Origin of the sequence: Bacillus sp. FSL H8-0492 (genome assembly GCF_038006145.1) — a bacterium.
Lineage (GTDB): Bacteria > Bacillota > Bacilli > Bacillales > Bacillaceae_G > Bacillus_A > Bacillus_A mycoides.
The window spans coordinates 4,587,024-4,607,623 of the sequence record NZ_JBBOUP010000001.1 but is presented as its reverse complement, the minus strand read 5'-3'; the positions used below and the strand labels follow the sequence as shown (position 1 = coordinate 4,607,623).

Below are 20,600 nucleotides of genomic sequence, written 5' to 3'. Positions count from 1 at the left end.
CCACTAATGGTTTCTCACTTAATCTAATGATAAATTTTATCTACTATATTTTTATACAAAGTAAGATCAATAGCTTTAAAGGTTACTTCTTTTGTTTGATTTTCAGAATGGCATCTTAGTTTACTAGTTTCACGGATTGTTTGTAAAACAATTATATGAAGAAAAGAGGATGAGCTATGAAGAGAAGAAAAAAAGGTAAGCTTCTTATAGGAACGTTAGCTGTAGGTATGCTATTGTCACAGGGTATTCCGTATAACGTATTGGCAGAAAGTCCGGTTGAACTGAATCCAGTTGATAATGTGGAGACAGTCCTGAAGAGCCTATCGGCAGATCAAAGAAAGGCTTTAGAGCAATTGGATGCAAATCCTAACTTTACGATTTCACCTGATATTGATACTAATAGTCATAAATTAGTTAACGTTATCGTGGAATTCAATCAAGCTCCAGCAAAAATTGAAGTGATGAAACAAGCGGCGAAAGGGAAGAAAATAGCTGCTACTACTGCACAAGCAAAAGTGGATGAAGAACATAAAGTGTTTAAGCAACATGTCGAATCTTTAAAATCGAAGAAGGATGCTGGCACGTACGATACGAAAAAAGTGGAAATCACACGCGAATATAAGAATGCAATCAACGGTGTAGCGATGACTTTACCTGGTGTGGCTGTGCAGGAGTTGATCCAATCTGGAGTAGTAAAACGTGTCTATAAAGATTATGAGGTAAAAGTGGAACCTCCGGTAGAAACGAAAGAAACAATCGATCCGAAAATGGCAGACAGCATTCCGCAAATTGGTGTGGACAAGCTTCATGCAGAAAATATTATGGGTAAAGGAATTAAAGTTGGCGTTCTTGATACAGGTGTTGACTACAATCATCCTGACTTAAAAGGTGCCTATAAAGGCGGATATGATTTTGTTGATAACGATGCAGATCCGATGGAAACAACATACGAGGATTGGATAAAAGCTGGTAAGCCAACAACCCCTGGCTATGTATATTACACAAACCACGGTACACATGTAGCGGGAACAATTGCAGCTCAAAAGAAAAACAATGCAGATTACGCTGTAAAAGGTGTGGCACCTGATGTAGATTTATATGCTTACAGAGTACTAGGACCATGGGGCCGAGGAAATACAGCGGGAATCCTTGCTGGGATGGATAAAGCAATTGAAGATGGTATGGATGTCATCAACATGTCGCTAGGTGCGCAGACGAACGATCCGCTATATGCCACTTCTGTTGCAGTAAATAACGCCATGCTTTCAGGTGTGGTGACAGTTGTTGCCGCAGGTAACGCTGGACCGAACGAAAAAACGCTCGGTTCCCCGGGAGCGGCAGCTCTTGGCATTTCAGTAGGGGCAAGTGATGCTGCCATGTCGATTCCTACATTCAGCGGGAGTGCATCTAATGAAAAATTTGAAAACATGCAGTTATTAGGTAAAGATTTTCCTGATAAGTTAGAAGATCTTGGGGGACAATCGTTACCGGTTGTATTTGCGGGACTTGGTAAGCAAGCTGATTTTACAGGGAAAGATTTAAACGGAAAAATTGCGCTGATTCAGCGCGGGGAAATAACGTTTGATGAAAAAATTAAAAATGCTCAAAAAGCCGGAGCGAAAGCTGTTATCGTGTATAACAATGCTGACGAACAAATATCCGCCTACTTAGGTGAGGGGGTAGGTCTGATTCCATCTTTTCGTCTGTCAAAAGCAGATGGAGAACGGTTAAAGGCGCTAGGTGAAGTATCTTTCAAATTCGAAACGCTGGGCAATACAAAAACGGAAGGCGATCACTTAGCTGATTTTAGCTCACGCGGACCGGTAAATGGAAACTACGATATTAAGCCGGATGTAGTCGCTCCTGGTGTGTCGGTTTTCTCTACTGCCCCGGAATATATCAATGATCCGCAGGAAGGCATAAATTACGGCAATGCATATGTACGTTTGTCTGGTACTTCTATGGCTACCCCTCACGTAGCGGGTACAGCGGCATTGATTTTGCAACAGCATCCGAATTATACACCTTTCGATGTAAAAGCGGCTCTTATGAATACATCCGATGATTTGAATGGCCAAAATTCCGTATACGAAGTAGGCGCAGGGCGCATCGATGCGTATCAAGCTGTTCATACGGACACATCCATTAAAGTATTAGACAAAACACAAAATGTCGAGAACGGAAATGTTGTCGAAATTGACGAACAAACAGGTTCTATTATGTTTGGCAGACATTTTAAGCAAGGGGATAAACCAATTGAAGCAAGCAAAAAAGTAAATGTTCAAAACAACGGCAAAGAAGAAAAATCCTTTAAAGTAGAAGTGGAGTATCACGGTGAACGTACAGGCATTCAAGATGCGGTGAAGAATGGAATACAAGTTGAGGTACCGGCATCTCTTACAGTGGCAAGCGGACAATCACAGGAACTGCAGCCGAAAATTACGATTCCTTCTAGTGCAGCGAAAGGCAGATATGAAGGATATATTCATGTAACGAATACGAACAATCCGGCCGAAACGTATCAAATTCCATTCGCTGTCATGGTGACAGAAAAGGGATTTGAATATGTAAAAACAAGTACACCATCCGTAACAAATACAACGCCTTTTTGGCAAGGTTTATACCCGTTTGTTCACGGATTAATGAAGTTGAATAGCCCGATGAAAACAATCGATGTGCTTGTTAAGGACAGTAAGACAGGGAAAGCTGTAGGTTTTGTAGGAACAGCGGACGCCAGCAGATTACTGACAGATGTAGAAACTTTTCTTATGGGAGTATTCAGCGGTACTGTCTATCCATTTACAAACGATCCTTCTAAGCCAATTGGCGATCTTCCTGTGAAGCTTCCAGCAGGCGATTATATACTGGAATTGATTGCGTACGATGAGGAAGGGAAATCATATGTTGCAGATAATCCGCTTATCGTGGACAATACAGCACCGGAAGTGAACATGGATAAAAAACCGGGTGTAATTGAGGTTAATGACGCCATGTTTACGGAAGAAGATGGACAGAAAGCAGTATGGGTGCATGGAACGGCTAAGGATGCGACAGTGGATGTATTGAAATCGAAAGGCTTAAACTATGACCAATCATCCAACAGCATGGGTTACTCTGCAAACTCTCCATTCATAAATGGGTACTTCCCGATTCAAGCGAATGGAGATGTAAAATTCGGTATTGAGGCAAGTGATATTGCAACAAAACCTCTAAAATTGACTTTGACTACGTCTGATATGGCAACGGCAATGGGTACACAAAACTATGTCTTCGTAAAAGAAGGTACGGAATATACGACTTCTAGTTATGATAAGAAAGATGTAAAAGTCGGCGATACAGTTACGATGACACTTAGTCTCAATAATGTGAAGCAACTTGTATCCGGGGAATTCCAAGTGGAATTCATGAATGAGCTGTTCAAGTTTGAGAATGTGAAACTGAACAATGCGGTAAATCAGTATGCAGAGGAAAAAGGCTTGGAAGTATCGCTGCAAGAACCTGTTGTGACAGAAGGAACTCACAAGAATACGGTGAAAGTTGGCGCATCTATGAAAGGGAATGCATTTAGCGGTATGGACGGCGATATGCCTTTCCTTGATGTAAAGCTCAAATTAGTAAGTGATGCATATTTCGATAATGCTACCAAATTTGATGTAAAGCAGGCGTCTTATATGAAAGCGGGACAAACAGCTGCTACTGCCATTCCTTATGTCGATACGGAAAGCTTTAACATCATTCCAACGCATTCGAAAGTGCAGGGTTTTATCGGACCGGAAGCATTTTTGAGAAATGACGGTAGTTTGCCAAAAGGTGATTATTCAAAGATCGGTGCCCAAGTATATGCAATGTCCCCAGAAGGTAAAAAATATAAGGGAACAATTGATAGTAGAGGGGAATACACCATTAAGGGTATCCCAGCTTCTACTGAAGCACACACAGTTGTTTTCGATGTTCCGGGACATCTCAAAGCGATGAAGAAATTCATTCCTGGATATTCTGTAAACGGTGAGATGCGCGGGCAATATGTTGGAGCACGTGCTAAAAATCTTGCGGGGGACGTGAATGGTGATAGATTGATTGATATTCGCGATATACAAAGTGTAGTCGATGTATACGGTAAAAAGGATGCATCTATCTTGCCACAAGACATCAATCAAGACGGTGTCGTAAATGAGACAGATGTCCGCTTCATTGAGAAAAACTTCTTGCAAAAAGAAGTCGGCGTTCCAGAAGTAGTTAAGCCAAAAGAAACAATTGGTAAAAAAGGACTGGCAGATTTCCTACGTCAGATCGGTCTAGAACCGAAGAAATAAAAATAGGGTGACCTAGGAGTGGCTGTTGATAAAAGAGGGAGGAATTTCATCTTCTGCAAATATAGATAGTCGGTCTTAAATAAAACACTAAGTTCTTTATTAAGAACTTAGTGACTATCTAAAAGGCATCAAATAAGGAAACAATTCGTTTTTACCTCATATGGGCTTATCAGCTTTTTGGGAGTTTAAATATTATAAAAATAGGGGGATTATTAAAATGAGTCTTAAGAAAAAACTTGGTATGGGTGTTGCATCTGCAGTTCTTGGTTTATCTTTAATCGGAGGCGGAACGTTTGCATACTTCAGTGATAAAGAAGTATCAGAAAACACGTTTGCGGCTGGTACGTTAGATTTGAGCATTGATCCACAAGTTATCATCGATGTTGACAAAATCAAACCAGGTGATCAAATAGAACGCGATTTCCACTTAATTAACAGCGGTACTTTGAAAATTAAGGACGTTCATCTTCTTACTGATTACACTGTAACAGATGCAAAAGGTGATAATGGAAATGCTGATTTCGGTGATCATGTCAAAGTGGAGTTTTTATGGAACATAGACAAAAACACAGTTCCTGTATGGGAAACTACTTTGTCTGAATTGAAACAAGCTACTGCTGATGGCAACTTGCCTGATCTTGTAGAAAAAGGTGTCGTAAACTGGGAAGGAAACGGACTTGCTCCAGGCACGGATGACACTTTCTATGTGAAATTCATATTTGAAGATAATGGAGAAGATCAAAACGTATTCCAAGGAGATACATTGAAATTGAACTGGACGTTCGATGCGGCTCAGACAAAAGGGGAAGAAAAATAAGTTCGAATTTTATTCATTATATCTATGTACCAACTGAACCGCTAAATAAAAGCGCAAGATAAAAAGAGATCACACTTCGAAGTGTGATCTCTTTTTATCTTGCAAATTGATGATACATAAGCTGCGTTTAAGCTAGCATTTCCGCTTTTCGACTTTGAATCACATCATCATAATGCATGAGTAAATCACTGGAAATTTCATCCCAACTTTGTGTAGCAGCATAGGATCGAGCATCTAGGCTCATTTGTTTACGCATTTCTTCATTATTTAACAATTCATAAATAGATGATAAAAATGAGTCCGCATTTTTTGGTTCACATAGAACTCCAGTTTTTCCATCTATAATAATATTTTTAACCCCACCACTATTTGCACCAATGACAGGTGTACCACATGCCAGTGATTCAAGTACGACGTTCCCAAATGTTTCAGTAGTAGATGGAAATACCATTAGATCGGAGGAAGCATAGACTTCAGCTAAATCTTTACCCTGTAAATATCCAGTAAAAGTTACATTTGTTTTTGGAACATTTTCATGCAGGCCCTTTGCGAGAGGTCCATCTCCAGCGATGAGCCAATGAATATCGTCACGTTCTTTGTTTGTCGTTTGAATAAGTGTTTGAAGAGTATCAATATCTTTTTCAGGAGCAAGGCGTCCGACGTAGGAAAGAATATATTTCGCTGTAATATTATATTTTTTTCGGAATAGGTCTTTATTGTAAGTTGGATGAAAGAGAGTGCAATCTACACCACGTCCCCAAATATAGAGGGCCTGAAATCCTTTTTTCTTTAATTGATGTAATGTTTCAGGAGAAGGAACAAAGTTTTTTTGCATATGACCATGAAACCAACTTAAATAGTTCCATAGCATATTGGAGAGAAATTCGATTTTGTAATAGCGTAAATAGGCGTCAAAATCAGTATGATAAGAACCGACAACTGGGATATTTAACTTTTTGGCATAATATAACCCACAAAGTCCCATATTGAAAGGCGTAGCGATGTGAATGATATCAGGTTTAAAGGCAAGAAGTTCCCGCTTAATGCGCGGAGTAGGAAAGGCAAAGCGACATTCTGGATATAATATTGTTAACGGGATACTTCTCATTTTGTTCACATTCGCTACGAAATTATCTTCTGCCGTATGCTGAGGGGCGAAAACAGAATAGGCGATATTTTCTTTTTGAAAATATTTAGTTAAACGTTCCAAAGTTTTCGCCACACCGTTGACTTGTGGTGTAAATGTATCGGTAAATATGGCGACTCTCATCATATCGCTCCTTTACATGAGTGGAATGAGTTGATAAAAAGAGATGATGCCAGAGCAAGTGCCAAGGCACATGCCTACAAATACATCTGACGGATAATGAAGCCCTAAATAAATACGGGAAATACCGACGCATAATGCTAACGGTAATAGAAAAGCAAGCAAGTTTGGATTATAGCAAATAAATGGAATGAGGACAGAGAAAACAGCCGTTGTATGTCCGGATGGAAAAGAATGATCTTTTAAAGGCTGTACTGGATATTTCGCATCTTGAATTGTTAAATAAGGACGTTTTCGTGGATACCATCTTTTTAATATTTGCACAGGAATATGGCTAATTGTCAAAGAAATAGCAGTTGCAATTGCAGCTTGATGCAAATTCCCTGTTGCGAAAATTAAAAAGAATAGGGTAAGTGCAATGGAAAAACTTGCACCACCGATATGGGTAATATTGCTGAAAAAGATGTTTAATGTTTTTTGATCAAAGTAGCGATTAATTCCTTTGAAGATGTAACATTCTATTTTATATAGTCCACTGACCTTCATGAGATTTTTCCTCCCTCATTTACATATATATGGAGTTATTAACTTCTATTTTAATAAGATTTTATTGAGGGGATAATAAGGTTTTGTAAAGAAAAAGTTAGATTTTTTCATAAAAAAAGCTGCCAGTCTTATGGCAGCGATAAAATCACTTTTGTAACGATTTATAATATTGTCCTTTTTCAACGTATTGTGTGCGGATACGTTCCATATCTTTACGGTCTTCTTCTGTTAATTCGCGAATGACCTTCGCAGGGCGACCGAAAGCTAACGTATTAGGAGGGATTTTCTTTCCTTGTGAAACGAGACTACCAGCACCGATGAAAGCTCCTTCACCAATTTCAGCGCCATCTAATATGATAGATCCCATTCCGATTAAAGCATCTTTTTCAATTTTGCAGCTATGTAAAATAACTTGATGCCCAACGGTAACGTCATCTTCTAAAATAAGAGGATACTGGGGGCTTTGGTGAAGTGTACATTGATCTTGTACATTTACTCTATTTCCAATAATCGTTGGTGATACATCACCGCGGATGACTGTATTAAACCAAATGCTAGATTCTTCGCCAATTGTCACATCGCCTGTAATGGTAACATAGTCAGCGATAAAAGCACTACTCGCAATTTTCGGATTTTTTTCTTTGTAAGGATATATCATGTAAAGCCTTCCTTTCCTAGAGACTAGTTTTAGTGTATCAAATTATGAAAAAGAGTGAAATGGGGGAGTTTCGTATGTGGAACTATGAAGCGGAGGAAGCGAAAGCCGTCATTATTATCGTGCATGGTGCCATGGAATATCACGGGCGTTATGAAGCAGTTGCAGAAATGTGGAATCATATCGGTTATCACGTCGTTATGGGCGATCTTCCAGCACACGGAACCACTTCAAGAAATAGAGGACATATCGACTCATTTGATGAATACATAAAGGAAATAAAGTTATGGGTGAAAGAAGCAAGGAAATATAGATTGCCTATTTTTTTATTTGGTCATAGTATGGGAGGACTTGTCGTTATTCGTATGATGCAAGAAACGAAAAGAGAGGACATAGATGGGATTGTACTAAGCTCACCTTGTTTAGGAGTATTAGCTGCACCTTCCGCTTCGCTTCGTGCTGCTTCAAAAATATTAAATGTCGTTGCTCCAAAATTGCAATTTGCAACAAATCTCACTGTAGAAATGTCAACTCGTAATCATGAAGTGAGGGATGCGATGGAGAATGATTCATTGTTCTTGCGTAAAGTATCAGTACGTTGGTATAGTGAATTGATTAAGTCTATCGAGATTGCTCATGAGAAAATAGACGATTTTCCAGATGTTCCGCTCTTGCTAATGCAGGCGTGTGAGGATAAACTTGTAGATAAAACACGTGTCCGTACATGGTTTGATAATGTTAAAATTAGTGATAAGGCATATAAGGAGTGGCCTAATTGTTATCATGAGTTATTAAATGAGTATGAGCGTGATGAAATTTTGAATTATATTCAGTCATTTACTGAAATACGTGTCAATAATATAGTAGAAACAAACAAATAAATTATTATTTGTACATTTAATAGAGGAGATGAAGGAAGAAGTGAACGTACCGAGTAATCCCATAACGCTCATGGCCAAAGTATACCGTGATGTGTTTCCGGTTGTACACCATGAGCTAGCGATGTGGAAAGAGCGTGCCTACCATATTCCGAATGACGAGCTTCATAGTCAAGCGATCGCAAGTATTGAAAATAAAACGTTTCATTGTGAAGGCGGTGGTATTTTAGCGCTACTAGCAAATGAACATCGTGAGGAATGTATTCGTTTTATCGTAGCTTATCAAACGATTAGCGACTATTTAGATAATTTATGTGATCGTAGTACATCACTTGACCCGAAAGACTTTGCGGCTCTTCATGAGTCGATGGTAATGGCATTAAGCCCTGAAGTTGAAGGGGGCGGTAACTATTATCGTTATCGTGATGATCAAGATGATGGTGGTTATTTAGATGAGCTTGTTGAAACATGTCAGGATGTTTTAAAGAAAACGAAGCATTATGATAAAATTGCTCCAATTCTTCATGAACTTGCTTGTTATTATTGTGATTTGCAAATTCATAAACACGTGAAGTTAGAAGAAAGAGAACCACGCTTAAAAACATGGTTTGAAGCGCATAAAGAAAATTTACCACCGATGAGTTGGTTTGAGTTTTCAGCATGTGCAGGTTCTACGCTTGGAATTTTCTGTCTTGTAGCATATGCATTTCATGATGAGTTACATGAAGAAGATATTGTGAAAATTAGACAAGGATACTTTCCTTACGTACAAGGACTTCACATTTTACTTGATTATTTCATCGATCAAGAAGAAGACCGTATCGGAGGAGATTTGAATTTCTGTAGTTATTATGAAAACGAGCAAGCTATATTAGATCGTATGAAACATTTTGTAGAAGAAGCAGAGAAGAGCATTGGTGATTTGCCTCATGCGAAGTTTCATCGTCTCATAAGCCGAGGATTACTTGGTATTTACTTATCAGACCAAAAAGTATCAGCGCAAAAGAATATGAACAAAATGGCACGGCGCATTGTAAAATACGGAGGGCTCACTTCACGATTCTTCTACTGGAACGGGAAGATGTACCGAAAGAAAATGGCGCAGTGATGAAGAAAACCACTCATGTTGAGTGGTTTTTTTTATTATGATCGTATTTTTGAAAATACATATATGAGAAGTTCAATCGCGAAAATAACTAAAACAGAAAGTCCGAATAAAGGCATGACAGCGCCCAGTATAACTATCATGATAATGAAAACGAATGTGCTTTTCTTATCTCTTTGTTTAGGAGGTGCAGCTAATTTGCCTTTCGGTTTTCTTGCTAACCACATTTTTACTCCGTAATAGATGAGAAGTAATAAAGATAACGTCGTTAGTAAGCATAATATTTTATTAGGCCATCCGAATAAATGTCCTTCATGAAGCGGGATACCGTAAGTGAACCATTGTGCAAATAATCCATAATCACGATAGTCCGTTTTTGAAATTAGTTCTCCGTTATATTGATCAAAGTAAGCTGTTATTTCTTCATTTGGTGCCACGTGCATACCCGTAATACCAGAACCGCTCGATTTCGAAACAGTGAATATACCTTTTGGATCAGTCGGTAGTGAGATAACGTATGGCTTTTTTATTTCAATGCCTTTTTGTAATTCATCAACTGAAATTGCTTTTGGCTCATTTGAATTAGATTCAGGAGGAGCTTCTTTTCTTGTTGCCCACGGTAATTCTTTTACCTTTGATTCAGGTGGTGCCATATACAATTTCGGATATCCGATTGATTCATTCGACGCTGCGATTTTATAAATTTGGTTACCCATAAATCCTGACCAAGGTAAACCTGATGCAACTAAAAGAACGAGAGGAATTGTAAATATAATACCGATAATAGAATGACGTCGTTTTGCCTTTTCTCGCTTATTGGATGCTGGTGTGTTTTTGAATTGGCGTATACTCATATACAACCCAGTCACAATTAAAAAGATTGTCCAGCACGCTGCAAGTTCTACTAAATAGTTGACGACAGTTCCACCGACTAAAAGGGAACTATGTAATTCTCGCATAATATTTGCGAACGTTTCATCTGCATTTTGATCCCCAACAATTTGGTTGTTGCTGTCTAAATAAACATATTTCTGCGTTCCTGTATATTCATTTGCGATTGTAAGTCTCGTATTATAATCCCCATTAAACTCACTAATTTTCGCCACACTATAATGCGGATATTTTTTCGCTGTTAATGAAATAGACTCAGACATCGAAATCGTTTCTGTTTGGGCGCTCTTCCCAAAATATAAATCTTTATAGATAAAATCCTCAACTTCTTCCCGAAATAAATACCCAATTCCGCTCAGTGACAAAGTAATAAGAAGCGGCGTAATAAAAAGCCCAGCATAAAAATGCCAACGCCAAAAAATGTAATGAAGCGAACGATTTTGTTTCATACTTCAGTTCCCCTAACCTTCCCTATATGAATAAACTACTTATTTAATATAGCGAGATTAAGTGTGATTACTTTGAAAAAATTGTGAAAAAAGTTAAAAGTTTTGGGGATTTTTATCAAACACAAAACACATTTCAAAAGGGATGTGTTCTATGTTTATGAAGACCTTCTTATATTTGATGCATACATCCTAACAACTGCTTTCGCAAGACATTGAGCGGAATCAACAAAGTCCTCACTCACCACGACATTCAAATCGGTACATGCGATAATAGCGGTATCTACTTCGTCTTTTAACTGTAAAACGAGCAGACTCCATAATTTGCGAGCTTCCTCAATTTCTCCGCCTTTAATACAAGAAATAATTTGATTAATCATTTCTTGCCATTGTTCATTATGAACGTACTCTATATTACGTTTTGCAATCCCATCTTGATAAATACCTGCTTGAACAGTCGCTTCTGTTGCAAGAAGAGCGACTGTTTTTGTATTTTCAGGAATTGCTTTTAACGTCTCATCGACTATATTCAAAATAGGAATGGTAATAGAACGCTGTAATTCCTCGAAATAAAGATGCGCTGTATTGCAAGGCATAGCGATAAAGTCTACACCAGTACTTTCAAGTTTTTGTGCTCCTTCAATAATCGCTTTTTTCATCGCCTCGTGATCAATAGGGCGATCCATGTAAAACGGTGTTGGGCACGAATAAATCATCATATGAGGAAAGTCCATATCATGCTTTGCTCCATATATTGTTTGGCACCCTGCTACAACTGTATCGACGAATGGTCCGGTTGATTTTGGACCCATTCCTGCTAGTATTCCAATCATTGTTTAGTCCCCTTTAATATGTAATCAAAAACGTTTTCTGCGAACGAGAAAAAGAAATAAAGTAAGTAATAAAAATGAATATACGATAGCCCAAGCTGTAAGCCATAGAGTATGAGTAAGTATATTATATTTGTATTGTCCAAGCATTATAAAGCTTTCGACAGGTGGTAAAAACCATAGTAACTCTTTTTTTAACCGGATTGAGGCAATCGTCATAAGTAATATAAATGTAAGACTAAGCCAAGCGGTGCTTGCTTTTTGAATAATATTTCTAGTAAATAATGTTGCGATTGAAATTCCTAGTATAGATAAAGACATGTGAGCGAGAAATCCGACTAGAAATAAAGAAGCTGTCATTTTTTCATTAAACATTTGCAAAATAATTGGATAGATTACGGATATAAAAGATAAAACAGTACAAATAAGAAGAGCCGTAATATATTTACCAACGTATAATGCCGAAATATTATTTGTATGTGAAATAGTGATTTGTTCTTGTACAGGATCTTCAGTATGAAAAATTGTGACTGTAATCCAGGCAGATAATAAATAAAGTGCGAGTGCTGTTTCTAAGTATGTCGGTACAATGGGAGTTGGTTTATATGTATATACAAAAAGTAAGCTTATGCAGTACATCGCAATAGGAGGAATGTACTTATACGATTTTGTGTAGTCGAGAAAATGGTAACGAATAAGCGCAAACATAATAAACCTTCTTTCGATTTAAAAATTAGGCTGTAGCAGTGTGATAGATGCTTTTTTATGTAATAAAAACTGAAGCATTTCGTTTGTATATTCCTTTTCGATTTGTAATTGAATGAGGTTTTGATTTGAATTGTGTGTAACTTGTATAAATCCTGATTGCTTTTGTAGTTCTATAGATGAAAATGTTTCGTGAACAATTGCCTCAATATAGACCTGTTCTGTTGATTTTTGCACAGAGGTATCTTCCGCAATTGTATGATTTGCTAATGTCACAATTCTATCGGCGAAGTTTTCTAGTAGTTGTTTTTCGTGACATGTGAAGAGTATAGATATGCCTTGTTGTTTTAATGAGAGTAAAGTATGCTCTAATTCTTGCTGAGAGTTAGGATCGAGCCCAGAAAGAGGTTCATCTAGAATTAATAAATGGACGTCCGTAAGTAATGCTTGCATAATGCCTGTTTTTTGTTTCATACCTTTTGAAAAGTTTCGTACAACGTAATGCTTTGCATGATGTAGATGAAAAGATTCAAGGAGCATCGGAATTTTATTTCTTAAATATTTTGTTGATAAACCGTGAATGTGGCCGAGATGATATAAATAATCCTCTAATGTAAAACGAATTCCTTCAGGAAAATGTTCAGGGACATAACCGATTTGTATATGTTCTTTTCTTTGAAGTGTCCCTGCCGTAGGTGGAATAAAGCCTGCAATTATTTTGAGTAAAGTACTTTTTCCAGTCCCGTTCCCACCAATAATAGCGAGTGCTTCTCCTTCTGGAATGGATAAATCGATGTTGTCTAGTATAAGTGATTTGCCATACTTCTTTTGAATTCCCCTTAGTTCTACTAGCAAAGTTCTATCCTTCTTTCTTCAAATATTGTATACATCCATTATATAGGAGGATAAGAAAAAGACGTGCAATGAATGCACGTCTTTTTTTGATATATTTTGTCGAACAATCGATATATCGGCAAAATCGTTGATATATTATCGTTTCTCAATCGCCACAATAAATGGCGGGTTATTTTGCTGGTTAATGAAGCCGTATCGCAAAACGTGAGCTTCTTTTTGATCTAGTTCTTCTGCAAATTTGAGAACAGCGTCGCGTTCTACTTGTCCTTCTGGATGACCGTGATAAATAACAAGGATGATGATACCTTCTGGTGCCATTACGCCTAGTAATTGTTCGATAGCCGAGAGAGTTGAGTTCGGTTTTGTGACGATATGCTTGTCACCGCCTGGAAGGTAACCTAAGTTGAAAATTGCGCCTGTTACTTTTCCTTTTGCGTCTTCTGGTAATACGGATAAGAGTGTATCGTGACTACCATGAACTAAAACAGTACGTTCGAAAAGTTCTTTTTCTTTCAGGCGGATAGTAGAACTTTCGATTGCTTCTTTTTGAATATCAAATCCAAATACTTTGCCGTTATCTCCAACGATTTCAGCTAGGAAGCAAGTGTCATGTCCATTGCCAAGCGTTGCATCTACAGCGTAATCGCCTTCTTTAACAGCCGTTTGCAGCAGAGAGCGAGCAAACGGTAATACACGTTCTAATTTCATTTTTGTTTCTCCTCATTTGCATATTTTCCTTGCCAGCTTCCGCGGCGTACAAATTCTGCATCGATGGAATTTAATACTTCCCATTTATTTAAGCTCCACATTGGACCGATCATTAAATCAGGTGGACCGTCACCTGTGATGCGGTGCACAATTACATCTTCAGGAATAATTTCAAGTTGGTCAACAACGAGACTTACGTAATCTTCAAGAGAAAGGAATTCTAATTGACCTTTTTCATATTGCTTCACCATTGGCGTACCTTTTAATAAATGAAGTAAATGAATTTTAATTCCTTGTACGTCAAGTTTTGCTACTTCACGAGTTGTTTCCATCATCATGTCGTAATCTTCAAGGGGAAGACCGTTAATAATATGAGAGCAAACTCTAATGCCGTGCTTGCGTAATTTATTTACACCTTCTACATATGATGGATAATCGTGAGCGCGATTAATAAGATTTGCAGTACGTTCATGAACAGTTTGTAGTCCGAGTTCAACCCAAAGGTACGTGCGTTTATTTAAGTCCGCTAAATATTCAACAACATCGTCTGGTAAGCAATCTGGACGAGTTGCGATAGAAAGACCGACAACGTCTTTTTCTGCTAGAAGCGGTTCGAATTTTTCTTTTAACACTTCAAGTGGAGCATGTGTATTTGTGTACGCCTGGAAATAAGCGATACATTTTCCGTCTTTCCACTTTGAGCGCATTTTTTCTTTCATTTCATGATATTGCTTTATAACATCATCGCGGCGATCACCAGCGAAGTCACCAGATCCAGCAGCACTACAAAACGTGCAACCACCGTAAGCAACCGTACCGTCACGGTTCGGGCAATCGAAGCCAGCATCTAATGAAACTTTAAAGATTTTTTCACCAAATTCATTTCGTAAGTGGTAATTCCATGTATGATAACGTTTATTGTCGTTTGTATATGGAAAAGGGTTTTGAACCTTCATTACTTTCCCTCCTAAGACGAGTCAAAATGAAACAAAATCCATTATAACATACTCATAAGGTTCATATGGAAGGGACACACTAAAGGGGAATTGAAGCAAGGAGGGACAATTATGGCAGAGCGTCAATCACTTGAAGAGTATATTACACAGGCAGAACAAGCGGTGGAATATGCGAAAGAACAATTAGACCAAGGCATGAGACAAGAGCATTACAATACGATGGAATATTCGGATGCTCAGTTACAATTAGAACAAGCATATAACGACTTACAAACTATGCAGCAACATGCGAATGATGAGCAGCGTGAGCAGTTAAATAGAGCACGTATGGCAATTCGCCAATTGCAACATCAAATGATTATTACACCGCACTAATAAGGAGTGAATGTAATGGCGAAACGTTCAGATCAAAATAATCCAGAGCAAAAAACACAAAATGGACATAACGCTGAGTTTTCAAATGAACTTGATCCAGTTGTTCAAGTGAAACAGCGTAATAGTAAAAAGGGACAACCTCAAAGATCGAAGCAATCAGAGTAAACCAGGTCGCAGTATGACCTGGTTTTATTTTGTTATATGACAATAATGTAATATTTCTGTAAGGTTTTCCGATAGTTGTGGGCTTACTTTTCCAGTAGAGTAAGGGAGGATTTAATTTAGGACAAGGAGTTGCATTATGGGGAACAATATTACAAACAAACGCATTGATGAGTTAGATTACATTCGTGGCTTCGCATTACTGGGGATTATTTTAGTAAATATTTTGGCGTTACTTAATATTAAAGTTCCAGACCCTAATACAGTGGATGCAAGTTATCAAAGGTTTCTATACTTATTTGTAGAAGGTCGTTTCTTCTCAATCTTTTCATTCTTATTTGGAGTAGGATTCTATATCTTCATCACAAGAGCGATTGCAAAAGGGAAGAATGGATATGTTTTATTTTTACGCCGCTTAGTTGCACTATTTATTTTTGGTTTAATTCATCAAATGTTTCAGCCCGGAGAAGCACTAGCGTTATACGCAATTTGTGGATTAGTCACGTTACCATTTTATAAAGTGAAGAAGCAGATAAATTTAATAATCGGTCTTATTCTTACAATAGCTTTTAGTATTATGGCGGCTAAGGAATTATTGCCTGTAGGTTTAATTTTATTAGGTCTTGCTGCAGGACAGTACAAAGTATTTGAAAATCTTTCAGCGAAAATAAAGCAAGTCGCTATTTTTACAGGAGTTATGTTTGTTTTAAGTGTGATAGCTTTATGGTATCAATATGGGCACGTTCCTGCTGAGCCATTTATAAATGGGATAATGGAGAACGAAGATGGAACAATGGATGCTGCAAGCCAATTTTTAAAAATTGGTATTACAGTTGGACCAATCATTTCAGCTTTCTATGTTGGAGCATTAATTTTACTACTTCAATTAAAATCAGTTCAAACATTGTTAGCACCATTGAAATACTACGGTCGTATGGCTTTAACAAATTATATTGGACAAACTGCAATGATTTTAATTGCGGGCAGTGTATTTAACTTTGCAGGAAACTTAACGTACATGCAGACGTTATATGTATGTATTGCAATTTACGCAATTCAAATTGTGTTTAGTGTGATTTGGATGAAAATCTTTAAAATGGGTCCATTAGAATGGATTTGGCGAGTTGTTACGTATTGGACGGTAACACCTTTAAAGAAATAAAGATAGAAATGGGCTGTTCCGCTTGTGGAATAGCCCATTTTTTATTGTCAGTTTTTGTCGGTAAATCGATATATTTTGAAAATCGCTGATATATTTGGTGTTACGGTCGATATATTTGAAAATCGCTAATATAATTGCATTCACCGACTTAATGTGTCACTAAGATTAAAAGGAAAAAAGCCAACCTTACAAGCTCTCCTTTTTTATATTACAAAAGTGTAAGGTAATTGTAATGTTAACAAATAGCAGTTTACCCCTAAAAGGCGCAAAATAGGTAATGGAAAAACAAGCGTAGGAGGATATATATGACGAAACCAGTTGTAGACGTGAAAAACGTTCAAAAAGTGTACGGTAAAAAAGGTGAGAACCAATCACATGCGTTAAAAGGTGTTTCATTCTCAATTCAAGAGGGTGAGTTTGTTGGGATTATGGGGCCATCTGGTTCTGGTAAAACGACATTATTAAATGTAATTTCAACGCTTGATAAAGCAACGGGCGGCGTTGTTGAAATTGCGGGGACGGACATTACGAAAATGAAGCAAGGTGAGCTTTCTGATTTCCGTTCGCAAAAGTTAGGATTCATTTTCCAAGACTTTAACTTATTAGAGAACTTATCTATTTATGAGAACATTGCACTTCCACTTTCACTTCAAGGTGTCTCCTCACGTAATATTGGTCCGAAAGTAGAGAAAGTAGCGGATATGTTAGGAATTTCAGAGATACTTCAAAAGTATCCAACTGAAGTATCTGGTGGACAGAAACAGCGTTCGGCAGCAGCGCGCGCTTTAGTGCATGAGCCTGCAATTATTTTAGGGGACGAGCCAACAGGAGCTCTTGATTCTAAAAATGCAGCGAGTTTACTTGATGCGATGACAAACTTAAATGAAGAACAAGGCGTATCTATTATGATGGTTACTCACGATCCATATAGTGCAAGTTACTGTCAGCGTATTTTATTCATTCAAGATGGTGAGCTATATAAAGAAATTCATCGCGGTGGTACACGTGAAGAGTTTTATAAAGAAATTTTAGATGTGCTTGCAGATTTAGGTACACAAAAAGCGTAAGAAAGGAGGTTCCAGTATGTTATTTAAACTTTCCATGTCGGGGTTGAAGAGTAAGCTGAAAGATTATATCGTCTTACTTGTTGGTCTTGTCATGTCAATTTCAATTTTTTATATGTTCCAAACGTTAGCGCTGAATAAAGCATTTATCGAATCCAATTCTGTTATTAAGTCTATTGGTTTCGTATTCCAAGCAGGTTCATTTTTATTAGCAATTATAACGTTCTTCTATATTTTATATGCGAACTCTTTCTTATTATCTCTTCGTCAAAAAGAGTTTGGTATGTATATGATGTTAGGTGCAAAAAAGCATAAAGTTACATTACTTATGTTTATTGAAACGATTGTATTAGGTGCTGCGTCTCTTGCGATTGGACTTACAGTTGGTGTAGGACTTGCAGAAGGTATCGGACAGTTATTAATGAAACAATTAGAATTTGCTGGTGAAGGCTATAAGGCATTTTATCTACCATCTATGACTGTTACTTGCATTTTCTTCTTCGCACTATTTGTATTATCGGCAATTATGAACAGTATTAAGTTATCACGTATTTCAGTACTGCAACTTGTACATGCAGATGCACAAACAGAACGTGTTGCGGTAAAAGGAAAAATGACAGGTGTCGTTGCAATCCTTGCTGTTATTTTATTAGGAATTGGCTATGCATCAATGATTTACATGGAAAAACTAAGAGAAATGGGAATCCTTATTGCATTAATTACAACAACAGCTGGTACTTACATGCTGTTTGGATCGCTTCTTCCAGTTATTATTAAAAAGTTAAAAAGTAATAAAAAACGTAGTGAAAAAGGACTTAACGCTTTTACATTTGCACAATTAAACTTCCGTATTAATAGTTTAACGAAAGTGCTTGCGACAGTAGCAATGTTAGTTGCTCTTGGAGCTGGTGCAATTTCAGGTGGTATGGCGTTTAAAAATAACGTTATAAAAATGGTCGATGGTTTAGTAATATATGATTCAGTTGTTCATAATCCTACAGCTGAAGAAAAGAAAATTTTAGATGGTATTCCATTTAAAGAGAAAAATGAATATCGTTACAAAGTTGACGATAAATACGTTTACTATGTAAAAGAAGATTTAGAGAACAATCGTCCTTTAGTAAAAGATATGGCAAATATGGAATCGATGAAGGATTTAGTAAATACGAAAAAAGTTTCAGAGGAACTACCAGTAGGTGCAGTTTCTAGAAAAATGAATGAAAAAGATGCGAACGCTAAAGAACTTCCAGGAGAATGGGTTGATGCTTTTAGTACAATCCAGCCATATTATATATACGAAGATCATGCAATTAAAATTGTAGATCAAAAAATGTACGATGGGATAAATGGTAAAGAAGGTATAGCATTTATCGGAAAAACAGATGACTTTTTAACATACACAAAAGAATGGAAAAAACTTGACGAGTTGCAGCTAGATAAATATAAAAATGTAACGGCTGAAAGAATGAACAGTAAATATCAAGCTTACGATATGTTCTACGGTGTTGCGAGTGGAACAGTGTTTATGGGCTTCTTCCTTGGAATTGCTTTCTTAGCGATGATGGCAAGTTGCTTAATGTTTAAAATTCTTTCTGGTGCATCAAAAGATATTACGCGTTATCAAATGCTTCGTAAAATCGGTGTGCGCCGTGAATTATTAACAAAATCTATTTATAAAGAGTTATTCTTAGTATTCCTATTCCCGGCAATTGTGGGTATTGCTCACGTATTAGTTGGTATGAATATTTTCGGTTTCATTTTAGTTGATCCGTATTTCCGTATTTGGGTACCGATTGTAATTTTCGTAGTCATTTATGCGATTTACTACTTCATTACAGTTCAATTATATAAAGGAATTGTTCTTCCGAAAGAAGATTAATAACGAAAAAATAATAAAAAACGTTGATATGTTACTTAATTGTGTTATAGAATGTAATTAAGTAACATAAACTAAATGTATAAAGTAACAGGAACTGAAAGGAGGAATCTAACTTGCAGAAAGAAGATGGATCTTTATTTGAAGTTATAGGTATAGCGCTAAGGTCCAAAGAAGTTTTACTATTTTCATTTTTATCCCTCGTTATTTTTCTAACCGCAACGTATTTTTACAATAGTAAGTTTCCAAATCATAAATATCCAGAATTTTTAGGTGCATTAAAGTATATCGCTCCAATTGTATAGCATAAAAAATTTAAAAGGAAATGGATAATACATGGAATTCCCATAGCATGATAAGGTAAAATGGACAACATGATGAGAAAATTACCGTTCATAAGATGAGGAGAATACATGTATGGAAGTTGTAGAGGCATTAAAAGATATAAGCCAAATTGAGGCTATGAAAAAATATTTGAAAGAGCATTCCCAGCGAGATTATCTTTTATTCGTTATTGGAATTAACACGGGTTTAAAAATTACTGAACTACTGAGCATTAAATTCGAAGATGTATTAAATGAAGATGGAACTGTTAAAGAGTTTTATTCTCTTCCTGTGAAAGATGAAAAGTTTAAACAAGATATTTATTTAAATACAAAAGTAAAAGAAGCGCTTTTAGAGTACGTACAATCTATTGACGTTAAAAGAGAAAACTACGTATTTCAATCTAATAAAACGACAAATTCAATTACGCGTCAACAAGCTTATCGTGTGATTCATAACGCTGCGGAAGCAGTTGGAATTCTTGGAAAGATTGGAACGAACTCAATGAGAAAAACATTTGGGTTTCACGCGTACAAAAGAGGAATAGCGATTGCGCTGTTGCAAAAACATTTTCATCACGCGACCCCATCAGAAACGCTCAAGTATTTAGGGATATCAAAAGATGAAAAGTTTAAAACAGAGATTGATGTAGATTTGTAAAAGGA

At 37.0% G+C, this 20,600-nt stretch carries 20 protein-coding genes; 11 read left to right on the top strand and 9 right to left on the bottom strand.

What is annotated here, in order from left to right; genetic code table 11:
• Positions 1-176 precede the first annotated feature (176 nt).
• Together MHH66_RS23745 and MHH66_RS23740 are read left to right on the top strand one after the other, a co-directional pair.
• Complete coding sequence (locus MHH66_RS23745; RefSeq protein WP_078184677.1) at positions 177-4,313, top strand: S8 family serine peptidase; 4,137 nt, start codon at positions 177-179, stop codon at positions 4,311-4,313.
• 217 nt (positions 4,314-4,530) lie between these two features.
• Entirely contained in the window at positions 4,531-5,130 is a 600-nt protein-coding gene (locus MHH66_RS23740; protein WP_002199072.1) for a TasA family protein, read from the top strand.
• Positions 5,131-5,257: 127 nt separating this feature from the next.
• Here the strand turns inward: MHH66_RS23740 and MHH66_RS23735 are convergent, their stop codons facing one another.
• From MHH66_RS23735 to MHH66_RS23725, 3 genes are all read right to left on the bottom strand, one after another.
• Complete coding sequence (locus MHH66_RS23735; RefSeq protein ID WP_078184676.1) at positions 5,258-6,400, bottom strand: glycosyltransferase family 4 protein; 1,143 nt, start codon at positions 6,398-6,400, stop codon at positions 5,258-5,260.
• A gap of 12 nt (positions 6,401-6,412) precedes the next feature.
• Complete coding sequence (locus tag MHH66_RS23730; protein WP_002167520.1) at positions 6,413-6,943, bottom strand: phosphatase PAP2 family protein; 531 nt, start codon at positions 6,941-6,943, stop codon at positions 6,413-6,415.
• A gap of 145 nt (positions 6,944-7,088) precedes the next feature.
• Positions 7,089-7,601, bottom strand: a complete 513-nt coding sequence (locus MHH66_RS23725; protein WP_002015678.1) for a gamma carbonic anhydrase — start codon at positions 7,599-7,601, stop codon at positions 7,089-7,091.
• A gap of 74 nt (positions 7,602-7,675) precedes the next feature.
• Here MHH66_RS23725 and MHH66_RS23720 point away from each other — a divergent pair, with 74 nt between their 5' ends.
• Both MHH66_RS23720 and MHH66_RS23715 read left to right on the top strand, forming a co-directional pair.
• Positions 7,676-8,479: an alpha/beta hydrolase gene (locus MHH66_RS23720; RefSeq protein WP_002089108.1), complete on the top strand. Its 804-nt coding sequence runs from the start codon at positions 7,676-7,678 to the stop codon at positions 8,477-8,479.
• Between the two features lie 40 nt (positions 8,480-8,519).
• The gene (locus MHH66_RS23715; protein ID WP_002138728.1) at positions 8,520-9,584 is read left to right on the top strand and encodes a tetraprenyl-beta-curcumene synthase family protein; all 1,065 of its coding nucleotides are present in this window, start codon (positions 8,520-8,522) and stop codon (positions 9,582-9,584) included.
• Between the two features lie 35 nt (positions 9,585-9,619).
• On the opposite strand, the gene MHH66_RS23710 is transcribed toward MHH66_RS23715, so the two are convergent.
• From MHH66_RS23710 to MHH66_RS23685, 6 genes are all read right to left on the bottom strand, one after another.
• A complete protein-coding gene (locus MHH66_RS23710) occupies positions 9,620-10,921 on the bottom strand; it encodes a PepSY-associated TM helix domain-containing protein (RefSeq protein WP_078184675.1) in 1,302 nt (433 codons plus the stop codon).
• Positions 10,922-11,076: 155 nt separating this feature from the next.
• Positions 11,077-11,751 carry an aspartate/glutamate racemase family protein gene (locus MHH66_RS23705; protein ID WP_078184674.1) on the bottom strand — a complete coding sequence of 225 codons (675 nt, stop codon included), beginning with the start codon at positions 11,749-11,751 and terminating at the stop codon, positions 11,077-11,079.
• A 24-nt stretch (positions 11,752-11,775) separates the two neighbouring features.
• Positions 11,776-12,456: a hypothetical protein gene (locus MHH66_RS23700; protein ID WP_002067629.1), complete on the bottom strand. Its 681-nt coding sequence runs from the start codon at positions 12,454-12,456 to the stop codon at positions 11,776-11,778.
• A gap of 18 nt (positions 12,457-12,474) precedes the next feature.
• Positions 12,475-13,308: an ABC transporter ATP-binding protein gene (locus MHH66_RS23695; protein ID WP_002067630.1), complete on the bottom strand. Its 834-nt coding sequence runs from the start codon at positions 13,306-13,308 to the stop codon at positions 12,475-12,477.
• A 135-nt stretch (positions 13,309-13,443) separates the two neighbouring features.
• A complete protein-coding gene (locus tag MHH66_RS23690) occupies positions 13,444-14,016 on the bottom strand; it encodes a class I SAM-dependent methyltransferase (protein ID WP_078184673.1) in 573 nt (190 codons plus the stop codon).
• A complete protein-coding gene (locus MHH66_RS23685; RefSeq protein WP_078184672.1) occupies positions 14,013-14,972 on the bottom strand; it encodes a TIGR01212 family radical SAM protein in 960 nt (319 codons plus the stop codon). Before MHH66_RS23685 ends, MHH66_RS23690 begins: the two co-directional genes overlap by 4 nt.
• A 111-nt stretch (positions 14,973-15,083) precedes the next feature.
• On the opposite strand from MHH66_RS23685, the gene MHH66_RS23680 reads away from it, so the two are divergent.
• From MHH66_RS23680 to MHH66_RS23650, 7 genes are all read left to right on the top strand, one after another.
• Positions 15,084-15,347, top strand: a complete 264-nt coding sequence (locus MHH66_RS23680; protein ID WP_002089099.1) for a YtzC family protein — start codon at positions 15,084-15,086, stop codon at positions 15,345-15,347.
• Between the two features lie 15 nt (positions 15,348-15,362).
• Complete coding sequence (locus MHH66_RS23675; protein ID WP_001129345.1) at positions 15,363-15,512, top strand: hypothetical protein; 150 nt, start codon at positions 15,363-15,365, stop codon at positions 15,510-15,512.
• A gap of 136 nt (positions 15,513-15,648) precedes the next feature.
• Positions 15,649-16,671 (top strand): DUF418 domain-containing protein, encoded by a 1,023-nt coding sequence (locus tag MHH66_RS23670; RefSeq protein WP_078184671.1) that lies wholly within the window; start codon positions 15,649-15,651, stop codon positions 16,669-16,671.
• Between the two features lie 305 nt (positions 16,672-16,976).
• A complete protein-coding gene (locus MHH66_RS23665) occupies positions 16,977-17,738 on the top strand; it encodes an ABC transporter ATP-binding protein (protein WP_002067633.1) in 762 nt (253 codons plus the stop codon).
• 16 nt (positions 17,739-17,754) lie between these two features.
• Complete coding sequence (locus tag MHH66_RS23660; RefSeq protein WP_078184670.1) at positions 17,755-19,614, top strand: FtsX-like permease family protein; 1,860 nt, start codon at positions 17,755-17,757, stop codon at positions 19,612-19,614.
• Between the two features lie 113 nt (positions 19,615-19,727).
• Positions 19,728-19,916 (top strand): hypothetical protein, encoded by a 189-nt coding sequence (locus MHH66_RS23655; RefSeq protein ID WP_002067637.1) that lies wholly within the window; start codon positions 19,728-19,730, stop codon positions 19,914-19,916.
• Between the two features lie 112 nt (positions 19,917-20,028).
• A complete protein-coding gene (locus tag MHH66_RS23650; protein WP_063218871.1) occupies positions 20,029-20,595 on the top strand; it encodes a tyrosine-type recombinase/integrase in 567 nt (188 codons plus the stop codon).
• Positions 20,596-20,600 lie beyond the last annotated feature (5 nt).

Coding starts and splice junctions, on each gene's coding strand:
- MHH66_RS23745 (WP_078184677.1), top strand. CDS start 177: ATGAAGAGAAGAAAAAAAGGTAAGCTTCTTATAGGAACGTTAGCTGTA.
- MHH66_RS23740 (WP_002199072.1), top strand. CDS start 4,531: ATGAGTCTTAAGAAAAAACTTGGTATGGGTGTTGCATCTGCAGTTCTT.
- MHH66_RS23735 (WP_078184676.1), bottom strand. CDS start 6,400: ATGAGAGTCGCCATATTTACCGATACATTTACACCACAAGTCAACGGT.
- MHH66_RS23730 (WP_002167520.1), bottom strand. CDS start 6,943: ATGAAGGTCAGTGGACTATATAAAATAGAATGTTACATCTTCAAAGGA.
- MHH66_RS23725 (WP_002015678.1), bottom strand. CDS start 7,601: ATGATATATCCTTACAAAGAAAAAAATCCGAAAATTGCGAGTAGTGCT.
- MHH66_RS23720 (WP_002089108.1), top strand. CDS start 7,676: ATGTGGAACTATGAAGCGGAGGAAGCGAAAGCCGTCATTATTATCGTG.
- MHH66_RS23710 (WP_078184675.1), bottom strand. CDS start 10,921: ATGAAACAAAATCGTTCGCTTCATTACATTTTTTGGCGTTGGCATTTT.
- MHH66_RS23705 (WP_078184674.1), bottom strand. CDS start 11,751: ATGATTGGAATACTAGCAGGAATGGGTCCAAAATCAACCGGACCATTC.
- MHH66_RS23700 (WP_002067629.1), bottom strand. CDS start 12,456: ATGTTTGCGCTTATTCGTTACCATTTTCTCGACTACACAAAATCGTAT.
- MHH66_RS23690 (WP_078184673.1), bottom strand. CDS start 14,016: ATGAAATTAGAACGTGTATTACCGTTTGCTCGCTCTCTGCTGCAAACG.
- MHH66_RS23685 (WP_078184672.1), bottom strand. CDS start 14,972: ATGAAGGTTCAAAACCCTTTTCCATATACAAACGACAATAAACGTTAT.
- MHH66_RS23680 (WP_002089099.1), top strand. CDS start 15,084: ATGGCAGAGCGTCAATCACTTGAAGAGTATATTACACAGGCAGAACAA.
- MHH66_RS23675 (WP_001129345.1), top strand. CDS start 15,363: ATGGCGAAACGTTCAGATCAAAATAATCCAGAGCAAAAAACACAAAAT.
- MHH66_RS23670 (WP_078184671.1), top strand. CDS start 15,649: ATGGGGAACAATATTACAAACAAACGCATTGATGAGTTAGATTACATT.
- MHH66_RS23665 (WP_002067633.1), top strand. CDS start 16,977: ATGACGAAACCAGTTGTAGACGTGAAAAACGTTCAAAAAGTGTACGGT.
- MHH66_RS23660 (WP_078184670.1), top strand. CDS start 17,755: ATGTTATTTAAACTTTCCATGTCGGGGTTGAAGAGTAAGCTGAAAGAT.
- MHH66_RS23650 (WP_063218871.1), top strand. CDS start 20,029: ATGGAAGTTGTAGAGGCATTAAAAGATATAAGCCAAATTGAGGCTATG.